General features: G+C 52.9%; 18 protein-coding genes. 11 read left to right on the top strand and 7 right to left on the bottom strand.

Going from position 1 to position 22,392, the window contains the following annotated elements:
- Nucleotides 1–256: 256 nt before the first annotated feature.
- The 4 genes from M8T91_RS17855 to M8T91_RS17870 all read right to left on the bottom strand — a co-directional run bounded on the left by M8T91_RS17855 (nt 257) and on the right by M8T91_RS17870 (nt 3,095).
- Complete coding sequence (locus tag M8T91_RS17855) at nt 257–595, bottom strand: P-II family nitrogen regulator (RefSeq protein WP_301415576.1); 339 nt, start codon at nt 593–595, stop codon at nt 257–259.
- 76 nt (nt 596–671) lie between these two features.
- Nucleotides 672–1,931: an ammonium transporter AmtB gene (locus M8T91_RS17860; RefSeq protein ID WP_301415577.1), complete on the bottom strand. Its 1,260-nt coding sequence runs from the start codon at nt 1,929–1,931 to the stop codon at nt 672–674.
- A gap of 57 nt (nt 1,932–1,988) precedes the next feature.
- On the bottom strand, nt 1,989–2,327 hold the full coding sequence (locus M8T91_RS17865; protein WP_301415578.1) for a P-II family nitrogen regulator: 339 nt from the start codon (nt 2,325–2,327) through the stop codon (nt 1,989–1,991).
- Nucleotides 2,328–2,375: 48 nt separating this feature from the next.
- A complete protein-coding gene (locus M8T91_RS17870; RefSeq protein ID WP_301415579.1) occupies nt 2,376–3,095 on the bottom strand; it encodes a TorF family putative porin in 720 nt (239 codons plus the stop codon).
- A gap of 350 nt (nt 3,096–3,445) precedes the next feature.
- Between M8T91_RS17870 and M8T91_RS17875 the strand changes: the two genes are divergently transcribed.
- The 7 genes from M8T91_RS17875 to M8T91_RS17905 all read left to right on the top strand — a co-directional run bounded on the left by M8T91_RS17875 (nt 3,446) and on the right by M8T91_RS17905 (nt 14,646).
- Complete coding sequence (locus M8T91_RS17875) at nt 3,446–3,763, top strand: accessory factor UbiK family protein (RefSeq protein ID WP_301415580.1); 318 nt, start codon at nt 3,446–3,448, stop codon at nt 3,761–3,763.
- A gap of 31 nt (nt 3,764–3,794) precedes the next feature.
- A complete protein-coding gene (locus M8T91_RS17880; RefSeq protein WP_301415581.1) occupies nt 3,795–5,291 on the top strand; it encodes a YifB family Mg chelatase-like AAA ATPase in 1,497 nt (498 codons plus the stop codon).
- 1,772 nt (nt 5,292–7,063) lie between these two features.
- Complete coding sequence (locus M8T91_RS17885; protein ID WP_301415582.1) at nt 7,064–7,531, top strand: Fur family transcriptional regulator; 468 nt, start codon at nt 7,064–7,066, stop codon at nt 7,529–7,531.
- Nucleotides 7,531–8,535, top strand: a complete 1,005-nt coding sequence (locus tag M8T91_RS17890; protein ID WP_301415583.1) for a CobW family GTP-binding protein — start codon at nt 7,531–7,533, stop codon at nt 8,533–8,535. Before M8T91_RS17885 ends, M8T91_RS17890 begins: the two co-directional genes overlap by 1 nt.
- A gap of 181 nt (nt 8,536–8,716) precedes the next feature.
- A complete protein-coding gene (locus M8T91_RS17895; protein ID WP_301415584.1) occupies nt 8,717–11,080 on the top strand; it encodes a M1 family metallopeptidase in 2,364 nt (787 codons plus the stop codon).
- Between the two features lie 103 nt (nt 11,081–11,183).
- Nucleotides 11,184–11,669 carry a DUF6702 family protein gene (locus M8T91_RS17900; protein WP_301415585.1) on the top strand — a complete coding sequence of 162 codons (486 nt, stop codon included), beginning with the start codon at nt 11,184–11,186 and terminating at the stop codon, nt 11,667–11,669.
- A 751-nt stretch (nt 11,670–12,420) separates the two neighbouring features.
- Nucleotides 12,421–14,646 (top strand): S46 family peptidase, encoded by a 2,226-nt coding sequence (locus tag M8T91_RS17905; RefSeq protein WP_301415586.1) that lies wholly within the window; start codon nt 12,421–12,423, stop codon nt 14,644–14,646.
- Nucleotides 14,647–15,014: 368 nt separating this feature from the next.
- Here the strand turns inward: M8T91_RS17905 and M8T91_RS17910 are convergent, their stop codons facing one another.
- Nucleotides 15,015–15,644, bottom strand: coding sequence for an amidohydrolase family protein (locus M8T91_RS17910; RefSeq protein ID WP_301419139.1), 630 nt, complete (start codon nt 15,642–15,644; stop codon nt 15,015–15,017).
- Nucleotides 15,645–15,718: 74 nt separating this feature from the next.
- Between M8T91_RS17910 and M8T91_RS17915 the strand changes: the two genes are divergently transcribed.
- The 4 genes from M8T91_RS17915 (at nt 15,719) to M8T91_RS17930 (ending at nt 18,879) form a co-directional block, all read left to right on the top strand.
- Nucleotides 15,719–15,958 (top strand): alcohol dehydrogenase catalytic domain-containing protein, encoded by a 240-nt coding sequence (locus M8T91_RS17915; protein WP_301415587.1) that lies wholly within the window; start codon nt 15,719–15,721, stop codon nt 15,956–15,958.
- Nucleotides 15,959–16,049: 91 nt separating this feature from the next.
- Nucleotides 16,050–16,526 (top strand): zinc-binding dehydrogenase, encoded by a 477-nt coding sequence (locus M8T91_RS17920; protein ID WP_301415588.1) that lies wholly within the window; start codon nt 16,050–16,052, stop codon nt 16,524–16,526.
- A gap of 34 nt (nt 16,527–16,560) precedes the next feature.
- Complete coding sequence (locus tag M8T91_RS17925; protein WP_301415589.1) at nt 16,561–16,848, top strand: MDR/zinc-dependent alcohol dehydrogenase-like family protein; 288 nt, start codon at nt 16,561–16,563, stop codon at nt 16,846–16,848.
- Between the two features lie 411 nt (nt 16,849–17,259).
- Nucleotides 17,260–18,879: a Na+/H+ antiporter gene (locus tag M8T91_RS17930; RefSeq protein WP_301415590.1), complete on the top strand. Its 1,620-nt coding sequence runs from the start codon at nt 17,260–17,262 to the stop codon at nt 18,877–18,879.
- A 17-nt stretch (nt 18,880–18,896) separates the two neighbouring features.
- Here M8T91_RS17930 and M8T91_RS17935 read toward each other — a convergent pair whose 3' ends face one another.
- Both M8T91_RS17935 and M8T91_RS17940 read right to left on the bottom strand, forming a co-directional pair.
- Entirely contained in the window at nt 18,897–20,753 is a 1,857-nt protein-coding gene (locus tag M8T91_RS17935; RefSeq protein ID WP_301415591.1) for a monovalent cation:proton antiporter-2 (CPA2) family protein, read from the bottom strand.
- A gap of 31 nt (nt 20,754–20,784) precedes the next feature.
- Nucleotides 20,785–22,074 carry a cation:proton antiporter gene (locus tag M8T91_RS17940; RefSeq protein WP_301415592.1) on the bottom strand — a complete coding sequence of 430 codons (1,290 nt, stop codon included), beginning with the start codon at nt 22,072–22,074 and terminating at the stop codon, nt 20,785–20,787.
- Nucleotides 22,075–22,392: the final 318 nt, after the last annotated feature.

Below are 22,392 nucleotides of genomic sequence, written 5' to 3' on the forward strand. Positions count from 1 at the left end.
GCGAATAATATATAGGCACTTCCTATCTGCGCTGCCAGCCATGAGAGCGTAAGCCGTAGAGTTTTTTGTTGGGACAAAAACTGCGGAATATTGCCATTTGTTATGGGGATTTCAGCGAAAGAAGGGCAGCGGGTGTTTGCCTGCATCACGCAAATGGCAGCATCGGTAATGGCCGGGAAAAGAAAAGCCCCCAGGGGGCTTATAGAGCTAGTTGGCGCTAATTTTTTATTTGGCCCTTGATTATTGGTGGGCCCAGCTACACTGCCTCCCTGCCCGTTTCACCGGTGCGAATACGAATCACCTCCTCCAAGGCGGTAATGAAGATTTTACCGTCACCGATTTTGCCTGTCTGGGCGGCCTTCGTAATGGCCTCAACAGCGGAATCCACCATATCGTCATCCAGAGCCAGCTCCAGTTTGACTTTGGGCAGGAAGTCCACCACATACTCTGCACCGCGGTAGAGTTCCGTATGTCCTTTCTGGCGGCCAAAGCCTTTCACTTCAGTTACTGTCATCCCCTGCACGCCCACTTCCGATAGGGCTGTGCGTACATCATCCAGTTTGAAAGGTTTAACAACGGCCGTTATCAATTTCATTTTGTCTATTCCCCCTTTTGTGTCCTCTCTGCAAAAACCGCGGTCAGGCTGCCACCTGGCAGGTCTTTCAGAACAACTAATTACTCATGAACTCCGGGTAAGCTTCCATTCCGCATTCCGCCAAGTCAACACCCTCCTGCTCTTCGTCCTCGCTGACACGGATACCGGTCACCCACTTGAGCAGGTACCAAACCATCAGGGAAGCGGAAAAGACCCAGAGGAAAATGGTTACGGCGCCTATTATCTGGCCGCTCATAGTGGCGTCTTTATTCGTGAGCGGCACCAGCATCAGGCCGAGCACACCAATCACACCGTGTACGGAAATTGCGCCAACCGGATCATCTATTCTCAGCTTATCCAACGTGATAATAGAGAAAACCACAATAACACCGGCGATCATGCCGAACAGAGTTGCCTGTAGTGCAGTCGGTGTGGCGGGCTCGGCGGTAATGGCCACGAGACCGGCCAATGCCCCATTGAGCAGCATCGTCAGGTCAGCTTTGCCAAAAAGGATGCGCGCAGCGATCAGGGCGGCGATAGCCCCTCCGGCTGCAGCGGTATTGGTATTGACAAATACCATGGACACCGTGTGTGCATTGGCAGCATCGCCCAGTTTCAGTACCGAACCGCCATTAAAGCCAAACCAACCCATCCACAGGATAAAAGTACCCAAGGTTGCCAGCGGCAGGTTTGCACCGGGAATCGCATAGACCTGACCATTGGGGCCATACTTGCCCTTGCGCGCGCCCAACACCAGAACACCAGCCAGTGCAGCAGCTGCCCCAGCCATATGTACAATGCCGGAACCGGCAAAGTCAGAGAAACCGAGATCATCCAGGTTGTACAGTCCGAAAACGTCTTTTCCACCCCAGGTCCAGGAGCCCTCAAGCGGGTAAATAAAACCTGTCAGGACAACGGCAAACGCCAGGAAACTCCACAGCTTCATACGCTCGGCCACGGCACCGGATACGATGGACATTGCCGTGGCAACAAATACTACCTGGAAGAAAAAGTCGGAGGCCCCGGAATATACGGCGTCACCCTCAAAGCCTTTCCCAGCGGACTCCACCAGCACATTTTCAAGGCTGAGGATCTCAATACCGGAAAGCATCCAGTTGCCACCATACATAATAGCGTAACCGGTCATCAGATACATGATGCACGCAATTGCAAACAGTGCGACATTCTTAGTAAGAATCTCCGTGGTATTTTTTGAACGTACCAGGCCCGCCTCCAGCATTGCAAAACCGGCAGCCATCCACATCACCAGCGCGCCACACATCAAAAAATAAAAGGTATCAATTGCATATTGCAACTGATAGATTTGGTTCTCCATTTTCCTCTCCGTTCAAATCTGAATATTTCTTAACAGTATGTTTTGAAAATTATGGCCCTAAATAGCATTGCTTCCGGTTTCTCCGGTGCGTATACGCACTACCTGTTCAAGGTTGGCTACAAAAATTTTGCCATCGCCAATCTTTCCGTTTTGCGCACTGGAGCCGATGACTTCCAGCACCCCATCCAGTTGTTGCTCAGTAACCGCTATTTGCAGCATGGTTTTGGGCAGGAAATCCACTGCGTATTCTGCACCGCGATATAGTTCCGTATGTCCTTTTTGCCGGCCAAATCCCTTAACCTCACTGACAGTCACGCCATTTATACCCGCCCCTCTCAAAGCATCCCGTACTGCAACCAGTTTAAAAGGTTTAATAATTGCAGTGATCAGCTTCATAGCCCCCCCTATAAAAATAATGCCCGCAACTACTTGCGGACGCTTGTCTTACCAAGTGTAGTTTGCGCCAGCGAGCAGCGTTGGCTCACACCAGTTGGTGTCAAAACACGCTCTGTCGCTTATATCTGTGCCAACAAAAGCAGCACTCAGATTCAGACTGCCAAACTCTTTACTAAGGGTTGCGGAATAATCGATGTAGGAGTCAAATTGGTATAGGAAAATTTCCTCAGAAAAAATATTCAAACCAATGTGAAGATCCAAACTCAGATCAGATGGCAGAGAAAAACTATACTCCACGTAAGGATAATAAAAAGCGCCAGACTCAGCCCAATAGTCATCGGAGTAAGCAAAACCCAGCGTTAGATTCGAGAATTTTAGACTGCCATATATTTCCTGATAATCCTCATCACGATCACTGCCATGATAAGCGTAATAGATATAGCCAATATCGTAGCGCATGGAGTGATTAACTTCCGCAGAGTAACCCCCATAGAAATCCTGTTCATAATCAGTTTCGTCACTGCCGTAATCGAAATCCACTTGTGAAACCCAAGTGCCCACATAAAAACCATTGCCAACCTCCAGATCTATTCCCGCCTGTATTGCCAGTTGCCCATCGCTTTGACTAATACCGCGAAACCTGTAGTCCGAGACCAGACCAGCATTGACACTAAAACCAGGGTCATTTTTCTGGGCAAAAGCTGTATCGCTAAGAGCCAGGGCAGCGCCAGTGAAGGCAGTGGCAATTTTGTGCATTTTCGTTTTCACCTTTGATCCTCCAAGAGTTTATGCATCTGAGTTTTTTGATTCCTGTAATGGCGCCGCCTGCAATCGGTCCTGTACTGTCGGGTAGACAGAGGGTTTATTGCGTCTTGTGAACCGCTAGCTTCCCAGACACCCAGTGATCGTAAATGGCACACCTACCCGGATAACTGCAGAGTTGATGCCAAAGCTGCAACACTGCATAAAATCAATGGGTTGGACAAAAAAAAGGGTGTTGGAATAAATACGAACAGTGCGCCAACAAAGCGGTACGCACCAAGTTGGTTCTATCGTCCGAAACATGCACCGACATGGTGAGGCTCAAAAAGGACAACGGCCAGAATGGTGCACCCTGAATGACTTTTGCGGCGAAATGCTGTGGGTTACAATCCGGTGCCAATAGCGACGAATTTCTGAGCGAGGAGTTGCCTGTGGCTGCGGATAAACTGCAACAGCTACTGAAAGAACTACAACAACAAGGCGCTGTAGTCAGCAGTGACCTGCGCAGTGCCCTGGAGGTGTCCCTGGACAGGTTGCCCCTAGTATCCCAGCGCGAGTTCGATACCCAGGTGGATATTCTGCGACGTACCCGGGAAAAACTGGCGCGCCTGGAGGACAAAGTGGAAATGCTGGAACAGGCCCTGACCCTAGGAAACAACAAACCCGAAACCTGAGTTCTCGGTGGGATATTTGCAGGAGGACATTGTGAACCTCTCCGTTACCCATGCCCGCGCACAACTCGGAGTCTCTGCCCCATTGGTCACAGTCGAGACACATCTGGCCAATGGACTTCCCGCCTTCCATATTGTCGGCCTGCCTGAGACAGCGGTGAGAGAGAGCCGCGACCGGGTACGCAGTGCCCTGATCAATAGCCATTTCGAATTTCCCCAGCGCCGTATTACGGTCAATCTCGCGCCCGCTGACCTGCCCAAAGAAGGCGGGCGCTACGACCTGGCGATCGCCATCGGTATCCTTGCCGCCTCCGGCCAGGTACCCTGCGAACCTCTGGAACAATACGAATTTCTCGGCGAACTGGCGCTCACCGGCACTTTGCGCGAGGTCAGTGGCGCCCTGCCTGCAGCTATCGCCAGCACCCTTGCCCATCGCAAACTGGTGGTGCCGCAGGCGTGTGGTGCCGATGCCGCCCTGGCGGGAGGCGAAGTCGGCAGCGCCGCTTCACTATTGCAGGTATGTGCTGAGCTACATGGGCGTGTACCCCTGCCCCGCGCCATCCCCAAGCCGCAAGAAACCAATGTGCACTGTGCCGATCTTGTCGATGTACGCGGCCAGTTAAAAGCCCGGCGCGCCCTGGAAGTGGCTGCAGCTGGAGGCCACAACTTGCTTTTCTACGGCCCCCCCGGCACCGGCAAAACCATGCTGGCCAGCCGTCTGCCGGGCATACTGCCGCCGCTCACAGCCGCCGAGCTGATTGAGGTTTCCGCTGTGTACTCCAGCGCGGGCCTGTCGCACCAGAATCGGCGCCCTTTCCGCGCGCCTCATCATAGCGCCTCGCCCGTCGCACTGGTGGGAGGTGGCAGTACACCAAAACCCGGGGAGGTCTCGCTGGCCCATCGCGGAGTCCTGTTCCTGGATGAAATGCCGGAGTTTCCCCGCCAGGCACTGGAAATACTGCGCGAGCCCCTGGAGAACGGTGAAGTGCGTATCTCCCGCGCACAAGCCCAGGTCACCTTTCCCGCCAGCTTCCAGCTAGTGGGCGCCATGAACCCCTGCCCCTGTGGGTATTTGGGGGAGAATCGCTGTCGCTGCTCACCGGACCAGATTGGCCGCTACCGCAACAAACTTTCCGGACCACTACTGGACCGCATTGACATGCAGGTGGAGGTCAGCGCCATGAACGCCGCCCAATTGCAGGACACCCCCACTGGCGAACCCTCTACCGTGGTGCGCACTCGGGTGTGCACCGCCCGTGAAAGACAGATTCGACGCCAGGGCAGGGTCAACACCCTTTTGCAGGGTGTCGAGTTGGAAAAGCACTGTGCACTGGGAAACAATGAAAAGCATCTGATGAGACAGTCTATAGAAAAACTGGGGCTCTCGGCGCGCAGCTACCACCGTATACTCAGGGTCGCCCGCACCCTGGCAGACCTTGCAGGCGCTGAAAGAACCGGTACAGCACATATTTCCGAAGCCCTTGCCTATCGCAATCTGGACAGACGCCGAGCCATCACAGCCTCGACCTAACTTGACCCTATAAAAATACCCCGCAGTGTGCCTCCGGTATTGGGTCAGTTTCAGCGCTGCGTGACGCCTTTGGGTGTTGCACAGTTTTAAAATGAATGAAACTTTCGTCCGATAGCAATATCTGGGTGCAGCTTTGCTGTAAATGGAATTCCACCTGTAAATATAGAAACTTACCGGAAACTGAGGAGAACATAAAATTAGCCGAAGACTTGATGTATTACGATCCTCGATATATCGCTGACAAGGTCCCAAGCTTTAATGAGTCAACCGCTAAAGGCATTTGGCTGGTCTGCTTTGTGCGATCTACAGACGAAAAACCCAGCTGTCGTATAACATATAGTATGAGGATTCCGCCTATTGCGACAAGTACAGATTCCCCTAAATCAGGTTTTAAAACTTCTACTCCCAAGCTGACTATTTTCCGGGCATTAAAATCTGGATTATTCCATGAGCTTTCACCGCAACAACAAGAGTGAGCACATTCGCTGCTGGAACGTTTTTCAGAAGATATTCTTTCAGCTAGTTCCGGTTTGCTTAGAGAGCCTATAGGAAATCAAAATAGCTTCAGATCAGAAAATTAGCGATAGAGTCCTTGATTTTGCAACTGACTGTGCCGCCTATCAACCATCGTCAGAAGATTTACTGAACCAACCGCTCCAAGGAGTAGCCTACTACTGCACCTTCTTCGTGATCGCTATGTTCGCATCATTATGCAAAAAGGCTATATCGTTGGTTTCAACAGCAGGTTCAGAGATCAATACCTCAAGTGCGCATTGGTTTCCAGGCCCGACATAGGCAAGGGAGTTGGTCGTTGCGAGGTAGCAGGATTAGAGCGACTGCACTCTACGGTGAATGATCAGCCCTTGACAGAGTATGTAGCTTCACTCAAAGTGAACAAAAAACAATCAAATAGACATTCCAGGAAGAAGCTGGATCGTGGATGCGAAGTAGCTTAATGCAACAAGTCCGCCTAACCTACCCAGGTTTGCTGAGAGACAATTTCATGATATAATATATCATTTCTGGGATATTATGGGATCAAGCGTACTTCTAAGTTGAGTACGAAAGGGCTGTGAGAGATATTGTGGCAATAGTTGCTTCTGGCAGGCACTGTGTGCTGACCCCAGTGTCACCAACCCTGGGAGGCCTCGGAATTCGGGTGCGTTACTGAAGGAACACTTGTCCCACCTGGCTCTGGCAGGTTTCCCCATCTCCTCTCGGCATCATCAACGCCATTTGGTAATGATTGTCGGATTTTCTGGGGCGCTGTTGCTGCTAGTCGCCCTTTGCCTCGCAGGTATCTGGGAAGTGTTTGTCAGTAGTGTGGGAGCCGCCCTGTTGGTGGTGGTCCAAGGGGTAAACCGGCATTTGATGTTACGAGTGGCGCCGGCTGATTAGAAAAGAGGCAATGAAATTAAGACGGTAGCTGGTAATATAGCTCGTTATTGCACGGCAAGGAGATGATTACAGTCGCGATCCAGGCAGAAAGAGCCACATTGAGCTAAAGTGACCGGCAGCTTGCCTATGTTCATGCACCAGGTAACCCTGTCAGGAGACAGGCAATGGGGCAGGCTGTACGCACTTTCATCAAATCCTATCCCTTGCCGGCTATACATTTAAAGGTGAGAATCCGGCGTCATTCAACAGTATCATTGTGACGCTATTTAGGGGTTTTCTAATCTCCATGAGATTGCAATGCAGTGGATTGGCTTCAACGGTCAAGTGCCAGCCTGCTCACTGGAAAAGACATTGAACTGCGGATGAAATAGGCTATGAAAGCATCCCAAATAAAACAGGCCTTGAGTGTGGCAGAGCAGACCTGCCGAAATTCAGGGGTCAGTCTGACCGAGAAACGCAGAAATGTACTTAGCATATTGCTGCGGTCAAAAACTCCGCTCTCTGCTTATGAGATTGCAGAGCAGTACCAATGGGATTATGACAATTCAATCCCGGCTATGTCCGTTTATCGGATGCTGGATTTTCTGGCTGAAGAAAACTTGGTCCACAAGCTCAATTCAGAGAACAAATATTTGGCGTGTGCGCATATCGCCTGTGATCACAGTCATCAAATCCCGCAATTTTTGATCTGCAATCGCTGTAGCAAAGTGCGGGAAATAGGTATCAAACCCGAAGTCATCGCCGCACTGCGCGATACGGTTGAAAGTGCCGGCTATCACTTTCAAACGTCACAGCTGGAGCTGGAATGTCTCTGTGATGAATGCGGCCGGGATGCAGCTTAGTGGCAGATAAAGAACGGATACGCGAAGTACCGACAAATGTCATTACCGGCTTTCTCGGTGTCGGTAAGACAACGGCAATTCGTCACCTTCTGGAAAACAAGCCTGCTGATGAGCGCTGGGCGGTGTTGGTCAATGAGTTTGGTGAGGTGGGCGTTGATGGCGCACTTTTTGAATCCGGGAAGAAAGGCACAGTATATATTCGGGAAGTACCCGGTGGTTGTATGTGCTGTGCGGCCGGCCTGCCTATGCAGGTTGCACTGAATCAGCTGCTGGCCAGCGCAAGGCCCCATCGGCTGCTGATTGAACCCACTGGACTTGGCCATCCGCACGAGGTATTGATGGCGCTGTCCGAGGCTGTCAGAAATGGTGTGCTGGACCTTCGCAGTACTCTTACACTGGTGGATGCAGGGTGTATTGCGGAAGAGCGCTACCGGTACAATGAGACTTTTCGCCAGCAGCTGGAGGTGGCCGATCTGGTGGTGGCAAACAAGTCCGACCTCTATGGTCCCCAGGATTTGGAAAACCTACACCGCTTTCTGTCTTGTTTGGGGAACGGCGCGGTTAAACCGCTGCAAGCGGTAGAACAAGGTCGCATCAAGATCGATTGGCTGCAGACCCCAAGTAATTTCCAGATTGCCTCTGGTCACCAGCATCAACAACCGGCTCTGCAGTCGTTGGATACACAGGAACCGCTACCGGAGTGTGGCTATATCCGCCTGGAGAACAGCGGTGAGGGGTACCACAGTTGCGGTTGGCGCTTTGCTCCCGGGCATGTGTTTGATTATGAGCGACTTTTTTCTCTGATCAGTGGTGCCGAAATTGAAAGGATGAAGGGCGTTTTTATCAGTGAGCAGGGTGTGTTCGGGTTTAACAAGGCGGGCCAGGTCTTGACCGTTTTGGAACTTGATGACACGATGGAAAGCCGGATAGAGATAATAGACTGCAAGCAGCGGGACTGGGATGGGATGGAATCTTCCTGGATCGGTGCACTGGCGGATGGCTGATAGAGCTGGTCCCATTTTTTTGTTAACCAACTGAAAAGCAACAATTTTTAGAGTGCTGGCGGGTTATAAGCATTTTTATCTGCTCCCCCCGGGACGGAATCAACCGCGCTAAATTTAACAATAACTTTCTTAAAGAGAGTGCATATCTGAAATGCACTTAGTTGCAACCTGAAGTAAACCAATGAACAGACATCTACTCGGCCGCTTGGGAGCGGCACTACTTGCCATGTCCGGCATTGTCGAGAGCTTTGCCGCGGACTCCCTCAATGTCACCGGAGACAAGTTTCGCCAACTTGAAGAGCTTTTACCAACGCCAAATGCCTATCGTGCGGCTTCTGGTGCGCCCGGTCATGCCTATTGGCAACAGCAGGCGGATTATGACATCAAGGTTTCCTTAGATGATGATAAACAACTGATTACTGCTACTGAGGCAGTGACTTATACCAATAACTCTCCGGATACCCTGCGCTATTTGTGGTTGCAGCTGGACCAAAACCGCTTCAAACCGGATTCTGCCGGTAACTTGGCAGCAGCGGTAGATCTGGAATCAATTGCGCCAGACACTATCCCTTTTGGAACTTTTCGCAGGGCGGTTGTATCCGGAGAGTTTCCCGGGGGGTACCAGATTACCAGAGTGGCCGATAGCAGGGGCCGGGATCTCCCCTATACCATTGTGGATACGGGGATGCGGATCGATCTGCCGCAGCCACTGGCCTCAGGTGCCAAAGTGACCTTTCAGGTTGACTGGGCCTACAACGTGATTGAGCAGAAAGCACTGGGAGGTCGTTCCGGCTATGAGTATTTTGAGCGCGATGATAACTACCTGTACGAAATAGCCCAGTGGTTCCCCCGTATGGCGGCCTATAACGATGTCAGTGGCTGGCAGAATAAACAGTTCCTCGGACGCGGGGAGTTTGCTTTGGAGTTCGGTAATTATCGCGTAGCCATCGAGGTGCCGGCCGATCACATTGTTGCTGCCACAGGCGTTCTGCAGAATCCAAAGGAGGTGCTCACCACGCAACAACGTGAGCGACTGAGAAAAGCGCGCACGGCTTCGAAGCCGGTAATGATCGTCACTATGGAAGAGGCGCTGGAGAACGAGAAGCGTCGCGCTACCAAGCGTAAGACCTGGATCTTCGAGGCAGAAAATGTCCGCGACTTTTCCTGGGCATCTTCGCGCAAGTTCTTATGGGATGCGCAGGGTTACAAAAAAGGCGGTACTGACACCATGGCGATGTCATTTTATCCTGAAGAGGGCACACCGCTGTGGGAAAAGTATTCCACTGAGTCCATTATACATACAATCGATGTCTACAACCGCTACAGCTTTGACTACCCCTATCCGGTTTCTATTTCAGTCAATGGCCCAGTGGGTGGGATGGAATACCCGATGATCACCTTCAATGGTCCACGCCCGGAAATTGATGAGGAGGATCGCAGTAAGCGTTCCTATTCCCGCCGCACCAAATATGGGCTCATCTCGGTCATTATTCACGAGGTGGGACACAACTACTATCCGATGATCATCAACTCAGATGAGCGTCAGTGGACCTGGATGGATGAAGGGCTCAACACCTTCGTGCAATTTTTGGCTGAGCAGGAATGGGAAGAAAAATATCCGTCCCGTCGCGGTGATGCGCGAAAAATTGTTGAGTATATGAAAAGCGAGAATCAGGTTCCGATTATGACCAATTCGGAATCGATTCTTCAATTTGGCAATAACGCCTACGGTAAGCCCGCAACAGCATTAAATATCTTGCGTGAATCTATCATGGGGCGCGAGTTGTTCGACTTTGCATTCCGTGAATATGCCGAGCGTTGGAAATTCAAGCGGCCAATGCCAGCAGATTTCTTTCGTACCATGGAAGACGCCTCGGGTATGGATCTTGACTGGTTCTGGCGCGGCTGGTTTTATACCACTGACAATGTGGATATCAGCCTCGACGCTGTGCATCACTACACCGTAGGCACCAAGAATCCCGATGTGGAAGGGCCGTGGAATCGGGCTCGGCATGAACGTGAACCCGAGACAGTGACCGCCATTGAAAATCGTGCAAGAAAATTGCCCCGAATTGTTGATGCGAAACCGGAACTCGAAGACTTTTACAACAGACACGACGAGTTCGATGTATCCAATGCCGACCGCAATAGCTACCAGGGCAAACTCGAAGAGTTGAAAGACTGGGAAAAGGACTTGCTTAAGGTGGAGAGTAATGTCTATGTTCTGGATTTCAGCAATATCGGTGGCTTGGTAATGCCTTTATTCTTACGCTTGGAGTATGAAGATGGCAGTGTTGAGGATCTGCGCATACCGGCTGAAATCTGGGCGCGCAATGCGAAAAAGACCTCCAAACTGCTGGTACGCGACAAAAGCAAGATATTGAAGTCGGTAATTCTAGACCCTAACTGGGAAACTGCGGATGTAAACGTAGAGAATAATTTTTACCCGCGCCGTTTTATCAAATCGCGCCTGGAATTATTTAAGGATGAAAAGCAACGCAATCTGATGAAAGACTGGGATGTCGAGTTAAAAGAAGCGGACTAAGCTCATTAGGGGCGCAATTTGCCACAACTTTATTTGGTAAAGCGCTCTATTTTCACTACCAAACTCCGATTGACAGCAGTCTAGCAAACGCCGGTGATGATACATGAAACAGTTTTTTCCCCTGATATCTGTTATGGGGTTGTTGATATTTTCTCTACATGCAGAAGCGCACCGCTACCACTTCGGCCTGACTGAAATCTCGCTGAACGAACGTGCACAAACACTGGAGATTTCCCACCGTTTTTTTGTTGCTGATATCGAGAAAGCGCTGTCGCTTGCTGCCAGCAAATCGTTACACAGTGCACAAAAACAAATGGAGGGGTATGTAAATACCCGCTTTCAGATTAGCGATGGCAATGGTGATATTTTGCACCCACGGTGGGTGGGTATGGAATCGGATGTACATGATATCTGGATTTACCAGGAAGTTCCTCTGGCTGATATCGGCAGTGGAAAACTAAAGATACGGCAATCCATGCTAATGGAAATAGAGCGGGATCAAATCAATACGATTAATGTCACTCACAATGGGAAGACCCAAAGCTATACTTTAAAGCCCGGGAATAGTCAGGTTGAAATAGCGATATAAACAAATCAAGATTTTTCCTGAGATACTTGCTTGCTTCCTCTCGATGTACAGGCGACAGAGGATCGTATGCCGGCATCCTTGATGTAGGCTTATTCAATTGACCGGGCGCCGAGAGTGGCTGCCGGCACAACACAAGAAGAGCTGTCGCCTGTGCAGTGCGGCGGGGCCGGGAGTTCGCGAACACCATTGTCGCAAGGGTATCCTGATCATATATTCGCTTCTGATGCCACCGGATACCCAGAACCATACTCATCCACCGTCTTCCCTAGAATAAAGCGCTCTCAAACTGACTGAGATGACTTCCAAGCCATAATGCCAACTTTGACCGTTTGGCTGATTCTGCCTGCCTTCGGCATTTTTTGACAACAGGTAGCCATACTGAAAATGTCACTAATACTGCATCGCATCCTCTGCTTATCGCATGAATCTTTCCGGTTATCGATGTATGTTACGTCTTCAGAAGACCTATGCTGTCTGTAAGGATACCATTGCGGAGTGATACAGTATATCTTTAAAGTGTTTAAGCAGATAGCGTGAAATGTTGTCTGTGTTGCTTGGCACAATTGAAGGAAGGGGCTTTAGATACATCAGGTTCCGCCACAACCCCTCCATGCCTGGCTGGCAGTAAGGGCAATCAACACGCTGGAAAAGGAATGACTTGTTTTTCAGACGCTGGGGTCTTGATGGCCTGCCGGAAGATTGAGTAAGCTCTCAGCCAAAGTCTCCCTTATTGAGAAAGTTCAGAGTAAATATGAAAATAAAAGATTCTATCGTGTTCAGCGTCTTAGCCACCGCATTGCTCGCCGGCACCGGCCACGCCAATGCTGCCGAGCCGGAAGACAGCGTTTCCACCGAGGGTATGTGGCAGCCACACCAGTTGCCGGAGCTGTCTCAGGAGCTTCGCAGTCATGGCCTCAAGTTAAATCCGGACAGCATGACCAAACTCACTGAGTTCCCAATGAATGCGGTCATCAGCTTGGGAGGATGTTCTGCCTCCTTTGTTTCTCCCACGGGGCTTGTGATTACAAATCATCACTGTGCCTATGGCTCAATCTCTTACAATTCCACCGAATCCCAGGACTTGCTGGCGGAAGGTTTCCTGGCCAAGGATATGTCCGAAGAGTTGCCCGCTGCGCCGGGGTCGCGCGTCTATGTGACCGTATCAATGAACGAAGTCACGGACAAGGTAAATGATCGTCTGAACGACAAAATGGATGGCGCAGCCCGTTTTGCAGCGATTGAAGATGCCAAGAAGTCGCTGGTTTCCGAATGTGAGGAGGATCCGGGCCATCGCTGTGAGGTTTACAGTTATTACGGTGGGCTCAACTACTACCTGATAAAACAATTGGAAATTCGTGATGTGCGCCTGGTTCATGCGCCAGCATCCTCAATTGGCAAGTTCGGCGGAGATATCGACAACTGGATGTGGCCGCGTCACACCGGGGATTACGCTTTTTACCGTGCCTATGTCGGTAAAGATGGCAAACCCGCCGATTACTCTAAGGACAACGTCCCCTACAAACCCAAGCACTACCTGCCTGTGGCGGCGAAGGGGCCTGTGGAGGGTGACTTTGTGATGGTAGCTGGTTACCCCGGGCGCACCAATCGCTATCGAACCGCACAAGAGGTACAGAGCAATTTCAGTTGGTACTATCCGACCATGCAGCGGATACTGGGAGAGTGGTCGGAAACGATTGCTGAGGCCACGGCCGAGAATAAAGATGCTGAGTTAAAGTATGCCAGCCGGGTGGCGGGGCTGAATAATTATTCTAAGAACTTCACCGGTATGATGGAAGGGTACCAGCGCAGTGACCTTTTGCAGCGGAAACACAAGCTGGAAAAAGCGTTACAGGCTTGGGTGGAATCAGATGAGACCCGCCAGAAAAAATACCAGTCTACACTCGATGATCTGAAGGCATTGGTTGTTGAAAAAGAATCAGCCCGGGAACAGGATCTGGCTCTCAATTATATGGACAACTCCGCTATGCTGGGCGCAGCGCGACAACTGTACCGCCTGGCGAAAGAGGGGGAAAAGCCTGACGCTGAACGCAAGCGGGGCTATCAGGAAAGGGATCTGACGCGCTTTACCGAGCGTATGCGGCGTATCGAGCGCAGTTTCGATGCATCTGTAGACAAGCAGGTCTGGCTCTATTTTCTGCAGCGTTATCAGGCGCTGCCAAAAGAGGAGCGTATTGCCAGCTTTGACCAGTTCCTGAATATCGGTAATGACCGCGGTGAACTGAACGCGGCGCTCGACAAAATGTACAGGGATACAGAGCTGTCTGACGTACAGGTGCGCGAGTCCTGGATCGGCAAAAAACCAGAAGATTTCGCCAAGAGCAAAGATCCGTTCATCCAACTGGCGGTGGCCATGTACGATGACATGCTTGCCCGGGAGAAGCAGGAGGAGGCTTTGCAAGGACGCTTCGCGCAATTGCGTCCCCAGTATATGGCGTTACTGATCGATTATTACCATTCCCTGGGTAAACCGGTTTACCCGGATGCCAACAGCTCCCTGCGCCTCACTTATGGCCTGGTCAAAGGATACCAGCCTCCCGCTGGCACCATCGCAAAGGCTGCGGACGGAAATGATGGGAAACAGAGGTTTGTGCCCTTCACAACGTTGCGTGGCATCAAAGCGAAGTACACCGGTGAGGCCCCATTTGATGCCCCGAAAGCCTTAATGGAAGCCATCGACGAGAAAAACTACGGTCGCTATTACAAGAAGCAGCTCGATTCTATACCGGTTAATTTCCTCAGTACCGTGGATATTACAGGTGGTAATTCCGGGTCCCCCACAATGAACGGGCGTGGAGAGTTGGTGGGCGTGGTATTCGATGGAACCTACGACAGCATCAATGCGGACTGGGATTTTACCAACAATACCCGGGCTATCCATGTGGATATCGCTTATATACTGTGGGTGATGGAACATATCGATGGTGCCGGGTATCTGGTGCGTGAGATGGGCCAATAATCTTGGCCGGTTAGTCCTATCATTGCCAGGGAAGGCAAAAAAATGGCCATGGCTGGTAAAGCAGGAGATCAGCGCGGTAAAATACTCCGGTGAGTAGGCTTCAAAAGATTTCTTGCTGTGATTTATCCGGACTAACTGCCTGTGAAGCCTGATACCCTGCACTTCTGGTGATTGATTAACCGAAGCAGCTGGCAGGGTATCTCTATACTTTCACTGCCAGATTCCGCTTTGTACCGGTTGCTAGCAGCACCCATACCTACTGTCACACAGAGATTTGGATACTGACTTATTTACGCTATACCGCACTCTATGCCATCTCTCATACCCGAAATGGCGATAACATTCTCTACGGAGTCTCCTGAGCCACTTCAACCTGCCAACCCTCTATAAATTAAAAAGCCTGACGCATTTTCCCGGCCGATCTTTTCTCGATCATTATCACTCATATCGGCATTGTCAAACCAGTTGCCACCTTCCTCTACATCCTCATAGGGTGAATCTACTGAAAACATCACTCTGTCCACACCAATTTCTTCTATAGAATCTATAAGGGCCTTTGTATGAAAATGACCACTGGTTGTGATATAAAAATTTTCTTGAAAATATTCACTAACGGTTTTTTTCGCCTGGCCAAGACCTGCGCCATGGCGCTGTTTATACAGCCGATGTTGCAGACGGGGCAAAAGGAAAGGTAGGCCTTCTCCCAAGTGGCCTAAAATCACAATTAATCCAGGATTTTGATCAAATAAGCCACTGAGCATTAACCGCACCACATGAGTTGCCGTTTCATGCCCAAAGCCCCATGCGGACCCGACTAGCGATGCATAATTTTTATAGTTGCCAATCTGTGCCGGTAGAGGCTCGCGTGGGTGAAGATAAATAGGAGTATCCAATTTGCTGGCGCGCTCCCAAAATTCCCACATGGGAGGTTCATCCAGATACTGCCCGGTATGATCATCTTCTATATGGGTATACCCATTAATTAATGCGCCCCTCATATTCAACTGGGTAACCGTTCACGACAAGGTGCCGGAATATTCGTTCCTTTCGCAGGAAAAGCAGGGTAGCTGATATGCAGATAACCGCCGCTTTTGTGCGCGAAAAAAATGGCCCGTTCACCCTTGAACCGTTGGAACTCGATCCACCTTCGGAAGGGGAGATTCTGGTTCGAATCGCAGCCTGCGGCATCTGTCGGGCAGACCTGAGTGTGCGTGATCAGTACTACCCAACCCCTTTGCCGGTTGTACTTGGGCACGAAGGGGCTGGCGTGGTAGAAGCAGTTGGCAAGGGGGTTAAGACGGTTTCCGTGTGAGATCATGTTTTGATGACCTTTGCTTTCTGCGGGCAATGTCCAAGCTGTACTCTCGGGGCAGTCGCCACGTGTTGGCACCATATGGAAATGAATGTTTCCGGCAAGCGCTATTCCGGCCATGACTGGAGCATCCCCGCGCCGCTGTCTCGGTACACCGCGAATGGGTGTACGCGAACAAATCAATGGTGCTTTCTTCAACCAGTCGGCCTTTGCCACCCACGCTATTGCAACAGAAAACAACGTGGTGGTTATAGACAAGGGCGCTGACCTGATCACACTGGCGCCTTTGGGCTGCGGATTCCAGACCGGGGCAGGTGCCATCATGAATTCACTGCGCCCGGAAGTGGGCGCATCGCTGCTGGTTACCGGCGCCGGAAACGCTGGCCTTGCGGCAGTAATGGCTGTAAAAATTACCGGCTGTGACCCCATCATTATTCTGGATACGGTGGATAGCAAACTGGAGCTCGCGCTGGACCTTGGGGCAACGCAGGTGATCAATGGAGCCAAGACAAAGAATACCGTGTCTGCAGTCAAGGGTTTGTCCGGAGGGTGTTGCCTATGCCATTGAGGGCGCAGGCACCCCCGCTGTATTCAGAAATACTGTGGATGCATTGCAGCCCATCGGGGTTTGCGAGCTGATAGGCGGTGCGCCACAAGGCACAGAAGTGGTGTTCGATATGACCCACCTGCTCTTTGGAAGAACAGTCAAGGGCATTCTTCAAGGAGATAGCCGGCCCAAATCGTTTTTACCGAAACTGGTCCAATTGTATCGACAAGGCCGCTTCCCGATCGAAAAGCTCATTTCGCACTTCGAGTTCAGCGACATAGAAACTGCAGTAGAGGCTTTGAGTGCTGGGCGCGTGATCAAACCCGTGCTCACTATGCAGTAGAGAGACTGAAACCTCGGGGCAACATCCTGAGTTTTTTCTGTTGGTTGCAATTCCTGTGAAGGCCGCACTCCCTGAAGCCATTGTGCACTATGGTGGTCAAAACGGTCGGCATAGTTGAATAAGCTTGAGGCGGCCAATTATACCTGTGTGGGTACGTTACTGGCAGAATGTTCATTGCCAATCCCTCGACAAAGTAAGTAACAGCCACAAGTGGCGAGGGTAGGAGCACACACTCGCGCCCCCGCGTTTCCTATACTCTCTGTAGTTATTGGCCCGGGTACACCTTTGCGTTAAAAGCCTTTTGCGCTGTTGGCCAGTAATTCAAAAGCGGCAGTTAAACAGGGGCAGAACTGTTGATGGCCGGGCAATAGCCGCTGCACAGTAGCCTCCCACAGGGAGCATAAGTGAGCAATGCACGATCTGCTTCTGGCATTGGTACTGTTGCTGGTTGTGGCACTCAGCCTGATTGTTGCGCGTATACTGCCCCTGCCAATTCCCCTGCCCCTGATACAGATTGCAGGCGGGTTCCTGCTTGGCGCCGTGTTCGGCGTAAAAATTCCCCTGGACCCGGAACTCTTTTTCCTGCTCTTTATCCCGCCACTGTTGTTTCTGGCGGGTTGGCGCATTCCCAAGGGTGCCTTTTTCAGGGACCTGGGCCCGATTATCACCCTGGCTGTAGGGCTGGTGGTATTCACGGTTGTGGGGATGGGTTTTTTTCTCTCCTGGCTGGTGCCCGTCATGCCCGTCGCCATAGCGTTTGCAGTAGCGGCGATTCTCGCGCCCACCGATCCGGTGGCGGTGTCAGCAGTACACGGCGGCAGCGCCATGCCATCGCGACTGGAACATATTCTCGCCGGGGAATCCCTGTTTAACGACGCCTCTGGGCTGGATATTTTCCGTTTTGCCGTGGTGGCGGCGATGACCGGCAGCTTTTCCTTTTCACAGGCGGTGGGCGGCTTTTTTTGGGTTGCCGTGGGCGGGATTGGAATTGGCGTCGGAGTGGCCTTTGTGTGCGGCTATTTGTTGCGCTGGCTGGTGCGTCTGGGAGGAGAGGATTCGACAATACAGATACTGGTGAGCCTGTTGGTGCCCTTCGCCGCCTATATGGCGGGGCAGAGCCTGCAGGTGTCAGGTATCCTGGCGGCGGCGACCGCGGGTATTGCCACCCACTACACCAACCTGCACGGACCGGAAATGTCCACCACGCGCATGGACCGCCGCGCCGTGTGGAATACGGTGCAGACAGTACTGGATGGCATTATCTTTGTATTGCTGGGCGAACAGCTGGTGCGTCTGTCGGGGGCGGACCTGGCCGGTGCGCGCTTTACTGGTCCCTGGATGATCCCGCTGTATATCCTGGTGATCTCCCTGGCTCTGCTGCTTTTGCGCTTTACCTGGGTTTGGGTGTCTTTGTACCTGTCGCGGCTTCGCCGCAGTATTCACAGCTTCTCCGCGCATTTTATCCTGGTAAGTGTAGTGACAGTGGCGGGCGTGCGCGGCGCCATCACCCTGGCCGGAGCCTTTTCCCTGCCTTTATTGCTGCCAGGCGGAGCCCCGCTGCCGGGTCGGGATCTGGCTCTCGTGATCGCTATGGGTGTGATTCTGGTATCGCTACTGCTCGCCGGATTTGCCTTGCCCCCCCTGTTGAGAAGGCTGCCTTACACACCGCAACTGGCCGCGATTGGGGATGAAAAGGACGCAAGGCTATCCGCTGCCAATGCGGCCGTACAACGGCTCACAGCCCTGCGCAAGGAAGTGGATGGAGACTGGGAGAACAAGGATATAGCCTATGAAGCGATCGACCATCTATTGGCGCTCTACCGCCGCAGGATGGCCACCAGTGACGACGAAAACCAGGAAAATGTATGGGTACGCGCTCGGGTGGAGCGCAACTTCCGCCTGGCCGCGCTTGCGGCAGAGCGCGAGCAACTCTTTGAGCTACGCCTGCGCAGGGAAATCGACGATGAGTTGCACCGCAAGCTGGTGTTGGAGGTTGATCTGGTCGAGGCCAGCCTGATATCAAAGGACTAGTCCGGAGTTGCCAATGGCTACTGTTTTTTCTCCAAGGGGTGTGCCTCCTCCCAGTAGTGATCCAGGTGCAGATCTTTGTCGCGCCTGTCTTCCTGTAACGCTTGCAGCAGCTGCTCCCGGTAGATCCGGGTCTGGGCGATATGCTGGGACTCATTGCGCCAGTAGGGAAACAGAGCCTCCAGCATACGCTGGTCGTGCTGCTTGAACCTGCGTGCGGCGCGGCGCGCGCGCAGGGGGCTGAGACCGAGCAGCTCCAGAGCCTTCTGGCCAATGGACAGGGCCGAGTCCACAGTCTCGCGAAAAATATACGGTACTCCGGCCTCCATCAGTGCATATTGGTGCATACGGTTGCGCGCCCTGGCGAGAATCGTCAAGTGGGGGAAATATTTCCGCAGCTGCGCGACGATTTCCAGGGAGGCGGCCTGATCGCTGAGGGTGAGTATCACCAGGCGCGCATTCCCAGCCCCGGCAGAGCGCAGCAGGTCCTCACGCGAGGCGTCCCCATAATAGGCTTCAATGCCGTAGCGGCGCACCAGATCCAGCTGTTCGGCGTTGCGCTCCAACAGCGTGGTGCCAAAACCGCAGGCGTTGAGCAGGCGCCCCACAATCTGGCCGAAGCGGCCGTAGCCGATAATGATCACTGGCGAGCCCGAGTCCACCGGGGCACTGTGATCAGTTGCCAGTGGGCTGTCGGGACCACTGATAAAGCGCGGTTGGATAAGCTGTTCGTAGACAAGCAACAGCACCGGCGTCAGCGCCATGGTCAGGGCGATCATCGCCACCAGCAGACTCCCCGCCGCGACGTCGAGTACTTGGATCTGGGTGGAAAAGGAAACCAGTACAAAACCAAATTCCCCCGCTTGGGCCAAAGACAGGGCAAACAGCCAGTCCTCCCCTTTCGACATGCGCAGTATATGGGCCAGGGTGAATAAAACTACGAACTTTACTAACACCAAACCCGCTACCAGCCCCAGCAATAGCAGCGGGTACTCGGCGATCAGGGCGAAGTTCAGACTCGCCCCCACAGTGATAAAAAAGAGTCCCAGCAACAGCCCCTTGAAGGGCTGTATATCGGCCTCCAGCTCGTGCCGGAACTCGCTTTCGGCGAGCAGGACCCCCGCGAGGAAGGTGCCCAGTGCAGGGGACAAATCCAGCCAGCTCATCACTGCGGCGGCGGCAAATACGATCAAAAGTGCAGTGACGGTAAACATCTCGCGCACCTGGCTGCCCGCTATCAGGCGCAACAGTGGGCCAAGCAGGTAACGCCCCGTGATGGCGAAAGCGGCAATGGTACCAATCACCGCGACGCCGTAGCGCCAACCACTCAGTCCCCCTTCCTGGGCTTCTACCGGGGTAACCGCGAGCAGTGGCAACAGGGCGAGTATGGGGATAACGGCGATATCCTGGAAAAGCAATACCCCAAAGGCGCTGCGCCCGCCCTGGGTTTTGAGCAGGCCCTTTTCACTCAAAGATTGCAGCACAATGGCCGTGGAGGAAAGGGCGAGGATCAGGCCGATGGCGATGGACGAGCGCCAGCCCGGTTCAAACAGCGCCAGCACCACGCCGGCAATCGCCGCAGCAGACATCAGCAGTTGTGCGCTGCCCGTGCCAAAGATAGCCCCGCGCAGCTGCCAGAGCTTTCTGGGCTGCAGTTCCAGGCCGATCAGAAACAGCATCAGCGCCACGCCGAACTCGGCCACATGCATTTCGTCGCTGGCATCGCCCACCAGTCCCAGTGCACTCGGGCCTATGGCCACACCGGCGAGCAGGTAGCCCAGCACAGATCCCAGCCCCAGGCGGGTGGCGATAGGAACCGCGATGACCGCGGCGCCTAAGAAGATGACTGCTTGAGCAAGGAAACTGGCGTCTTCCATCGATTGTCTGTCACTGTCTGGCCGGTTGTCGTCAGGAGGATTGCACGGTGCTTTCCGGCTCGGCAAACTCCCGGCTGCGGCGTATCAAAGGGGCTATGGTAGAGCCCTGCACCACGATAGAAAAGAGCACCACGCCGTAAGTCATCACCACCCACAGGTAGCGCAGGTCCTGTCCCTGCACAAAGGCGCTGCCGGCCGGCAGGGACATGGCCAGCGCCAGCGCCAGACTTCCACGCAGTCCACCCCAGATCAGTATCCGGCCGGTATAGGGGTGGTAGTTGCGCCGGCTTTTCAGGTAAAGGAAGGGGACCCCCACCGCCAATACCCGCGCCAGCAGCACGATAATGATCCCCGCTGCCATCAGTAGATAATCCAGTGGGCGCAGATCGATGGTAATCAGAAACAGCCCCACCAGCAGGAACAGCAAACCGTTGAGAAAATCCTCGGTGATACTCCAGAAGTTATCCAACTCGTGCTGACTCACCCGGGAGAAACCCCGTTCGCGGGTGAAGTTGCCGATGATGATGCCGCTGACCACCATCGCCAGGGCACCGGAGACCCCGAGTATATGGGCCAGGGAGAATCCCGCCGAGGGAATGGCCAAGGTGAGCAGCAGTTCCAGGCTGTGGTCATCGGTGCTGCAGATCAGCCAGTGGAAGATACCGCCGATAACCAGGCCCAGCAGGATACCACCCAGCGCTTCGGTGGCAAACAGCTCTGCGACAGCGGGTACCGTGGGCTGGCTGCCTTCAAAAGCCAGCGCGTAAATAACCGTGAACAGCACTATACCGAAGCCGTCATTAAACAGCGACTCCCCCTCCACCTGAATGGATACCTGCTCCGGTGCCTTCAGGTTTTTCATAATCGCCAGTACCGCAATGGGGTCAGTGGGGGAAATCAGTGCGCCGAACAGCAAGCAGTAAACGAAGGCCACCGGCATGTTGATGATCAACAGCAGCCAATACAAGAGTGCACCCACGACAAAGGTGGAAATCAGAGTACCGACGATGACCAGCAGGCTGATTTCCAGTTTCTGATTGCGCAGTTCCAGCAGATCGATATGCAAACTCCCGGCGAAAAGCAGGAAGCCCAGCATGCCCTTCAAAAGGATATCCTGCAGGTTGAGCAGAGGCAGCAACTGGTCCACCCAGGTGCGCAACTCCACCAATCCCAGTTTCCCCAGGCCGGTAACAACAAGCGACAGCACCAGCGCACCGGTGGTAATCGCAATGGTGGTTTGGGCGCGCAATATCCGCTGGTTCAGAAAGGCAAGGAAAACCGACACGGCGCCGAGAAAACAAAAGGTGTAATAAACTTCCATGCCGTGTGTAGACTCCGGGGCGGGACCGCTCAGGGGGGTCAACCCTCAATTGGGGGCAGCGGCGCCTGCCCGCTCGACGAACAAATTTATCAGTGCGCAAGGGTGCCGTTATTGTAGTCGTGCAGGGGGTGGCCGATTTTTCCGCGAGCGCGGTATGGGGGTGCTGCCATGCTATGGGCCTGCCCTGCGGGTTCAGCTGGCCTGTACCTCGACACAATAGGGCGCGCAATTGTAACCGCTCACCTGGCAGACACAACCCATTTACCCTCTTCACACCTATCAGGCAGTGGGGTATTGGATCAGTCGCTCCCCTGGCGA

It is taken from the genome of Microbulbifer sp. MI-G (assembly GCF_030440425.1).
In the GTDB taxonomy this organism is placed as follows: domain Bacteria; phylum Pseudomonadota; class Gammaproteobacteria; order Pseudomonadales; family Cellvibrionaceae; genus Microbulbifer; species Microbulbifer spongiae.

Bases quoted from the DNA above. Each gene is read 5' to 3' on its own strand.
- M8T91_RS17855 (WP_301415576.1), bottom strand. From the start codon at position 595: ATGAAATTGATAACGGCCGTTGTTAAACCTTTCAAACTGGATGATGTA.
- M8T91_RS17860 (WP_301415577.1), bottom strand. From the start codon at position 1,931: ATGGAGAACCAAATCTATCAGTTGCAATATGCAATTGATACCTTTTAT.
- M8T91_RS17865 (WP_301415578.1), bottom strand. From the start codon at position 2,327: ATGAAGCTGATCACTGCAATTATTAAACCTTTTAAACTGGTTGCAGTA.
- M8T91_RS17875 (WP_301415580.1), top strand. From the start codon at position 3,446: ATGACTTTTGCGGCGAAATGCTGTGGGTTACAATCCGGTGCCAATAGC.
- M8T91_RS17885 (WP_301415582.1), top strand. From the start codon at position 7,064: ATGAAAGCATCCCAAATAAAACAGGCCTTGAGTGTGGCAGAGCAGACC.
- M8T91_RS17895 (WP_301415584.1), top strand. From the start codon at position 8,717: ATGAACAGACATCTACTCGGCCGCTTGGGAGCGGCACTACTTGCCATG.
- M8T91_RS17900 (WP_301415585.1), top strand. From the start codon at position 11,184: ATGAAACAGTTTTTTCCCCTGATATCTGTTATGGGGTTGTTGATATTT.
- M8T91_RS17905 (WP_301415586.1), top strand. From the start codon at position 12,421: ATGAAAATAAAAGATTCTATCGTGTTCAGCGTCTTAGCCACCGCATTG.
- M8T91_RS17910 (WP_301419139.1), bottom strand. From the start codon at position 15,644: ATGAGGGGCGCATTAATTAATGGGTATACCCATATAGAAGATGATCAT.
- M8T91_RS17915 (WP_301415587.1), top strand. From the start codon at position 15,719: ATGCAGATAACCGCCGCTTTTGTGCGCGAAAAAAATGGCCCGTTCACC.
- M8T91_RS17920 (WP_301415588.1), top strand. From the start codon at position 16,050: ATGTTTCCGGCAAGCGCTATTCCGGCCATGACTGGAGCATCCCCGCGC.
- M8T91_RS17930 (WP_301415590.1), top strand. From the start codon at position 17,260: ATGCACGATCTGCTTCTGGCATTGGTACTGTTGCTGGTTGTGGCACTC.
- M8T91_RS17935 (WP_301415591.1), bottom strand. From the start codon at position 20,753: ATGGAAGACGCCAGTTTCCTTGCTCAAGCAGTCATCTTCTTAGGCGCC.
- M8T91_RS17940 (WP_301415592.1), bottom strand. From the start codon at position 22,074: ATGGAAGTTTATTACACCTTTTGTTTTCTCGGCGCCGTGTCGGTTTTC.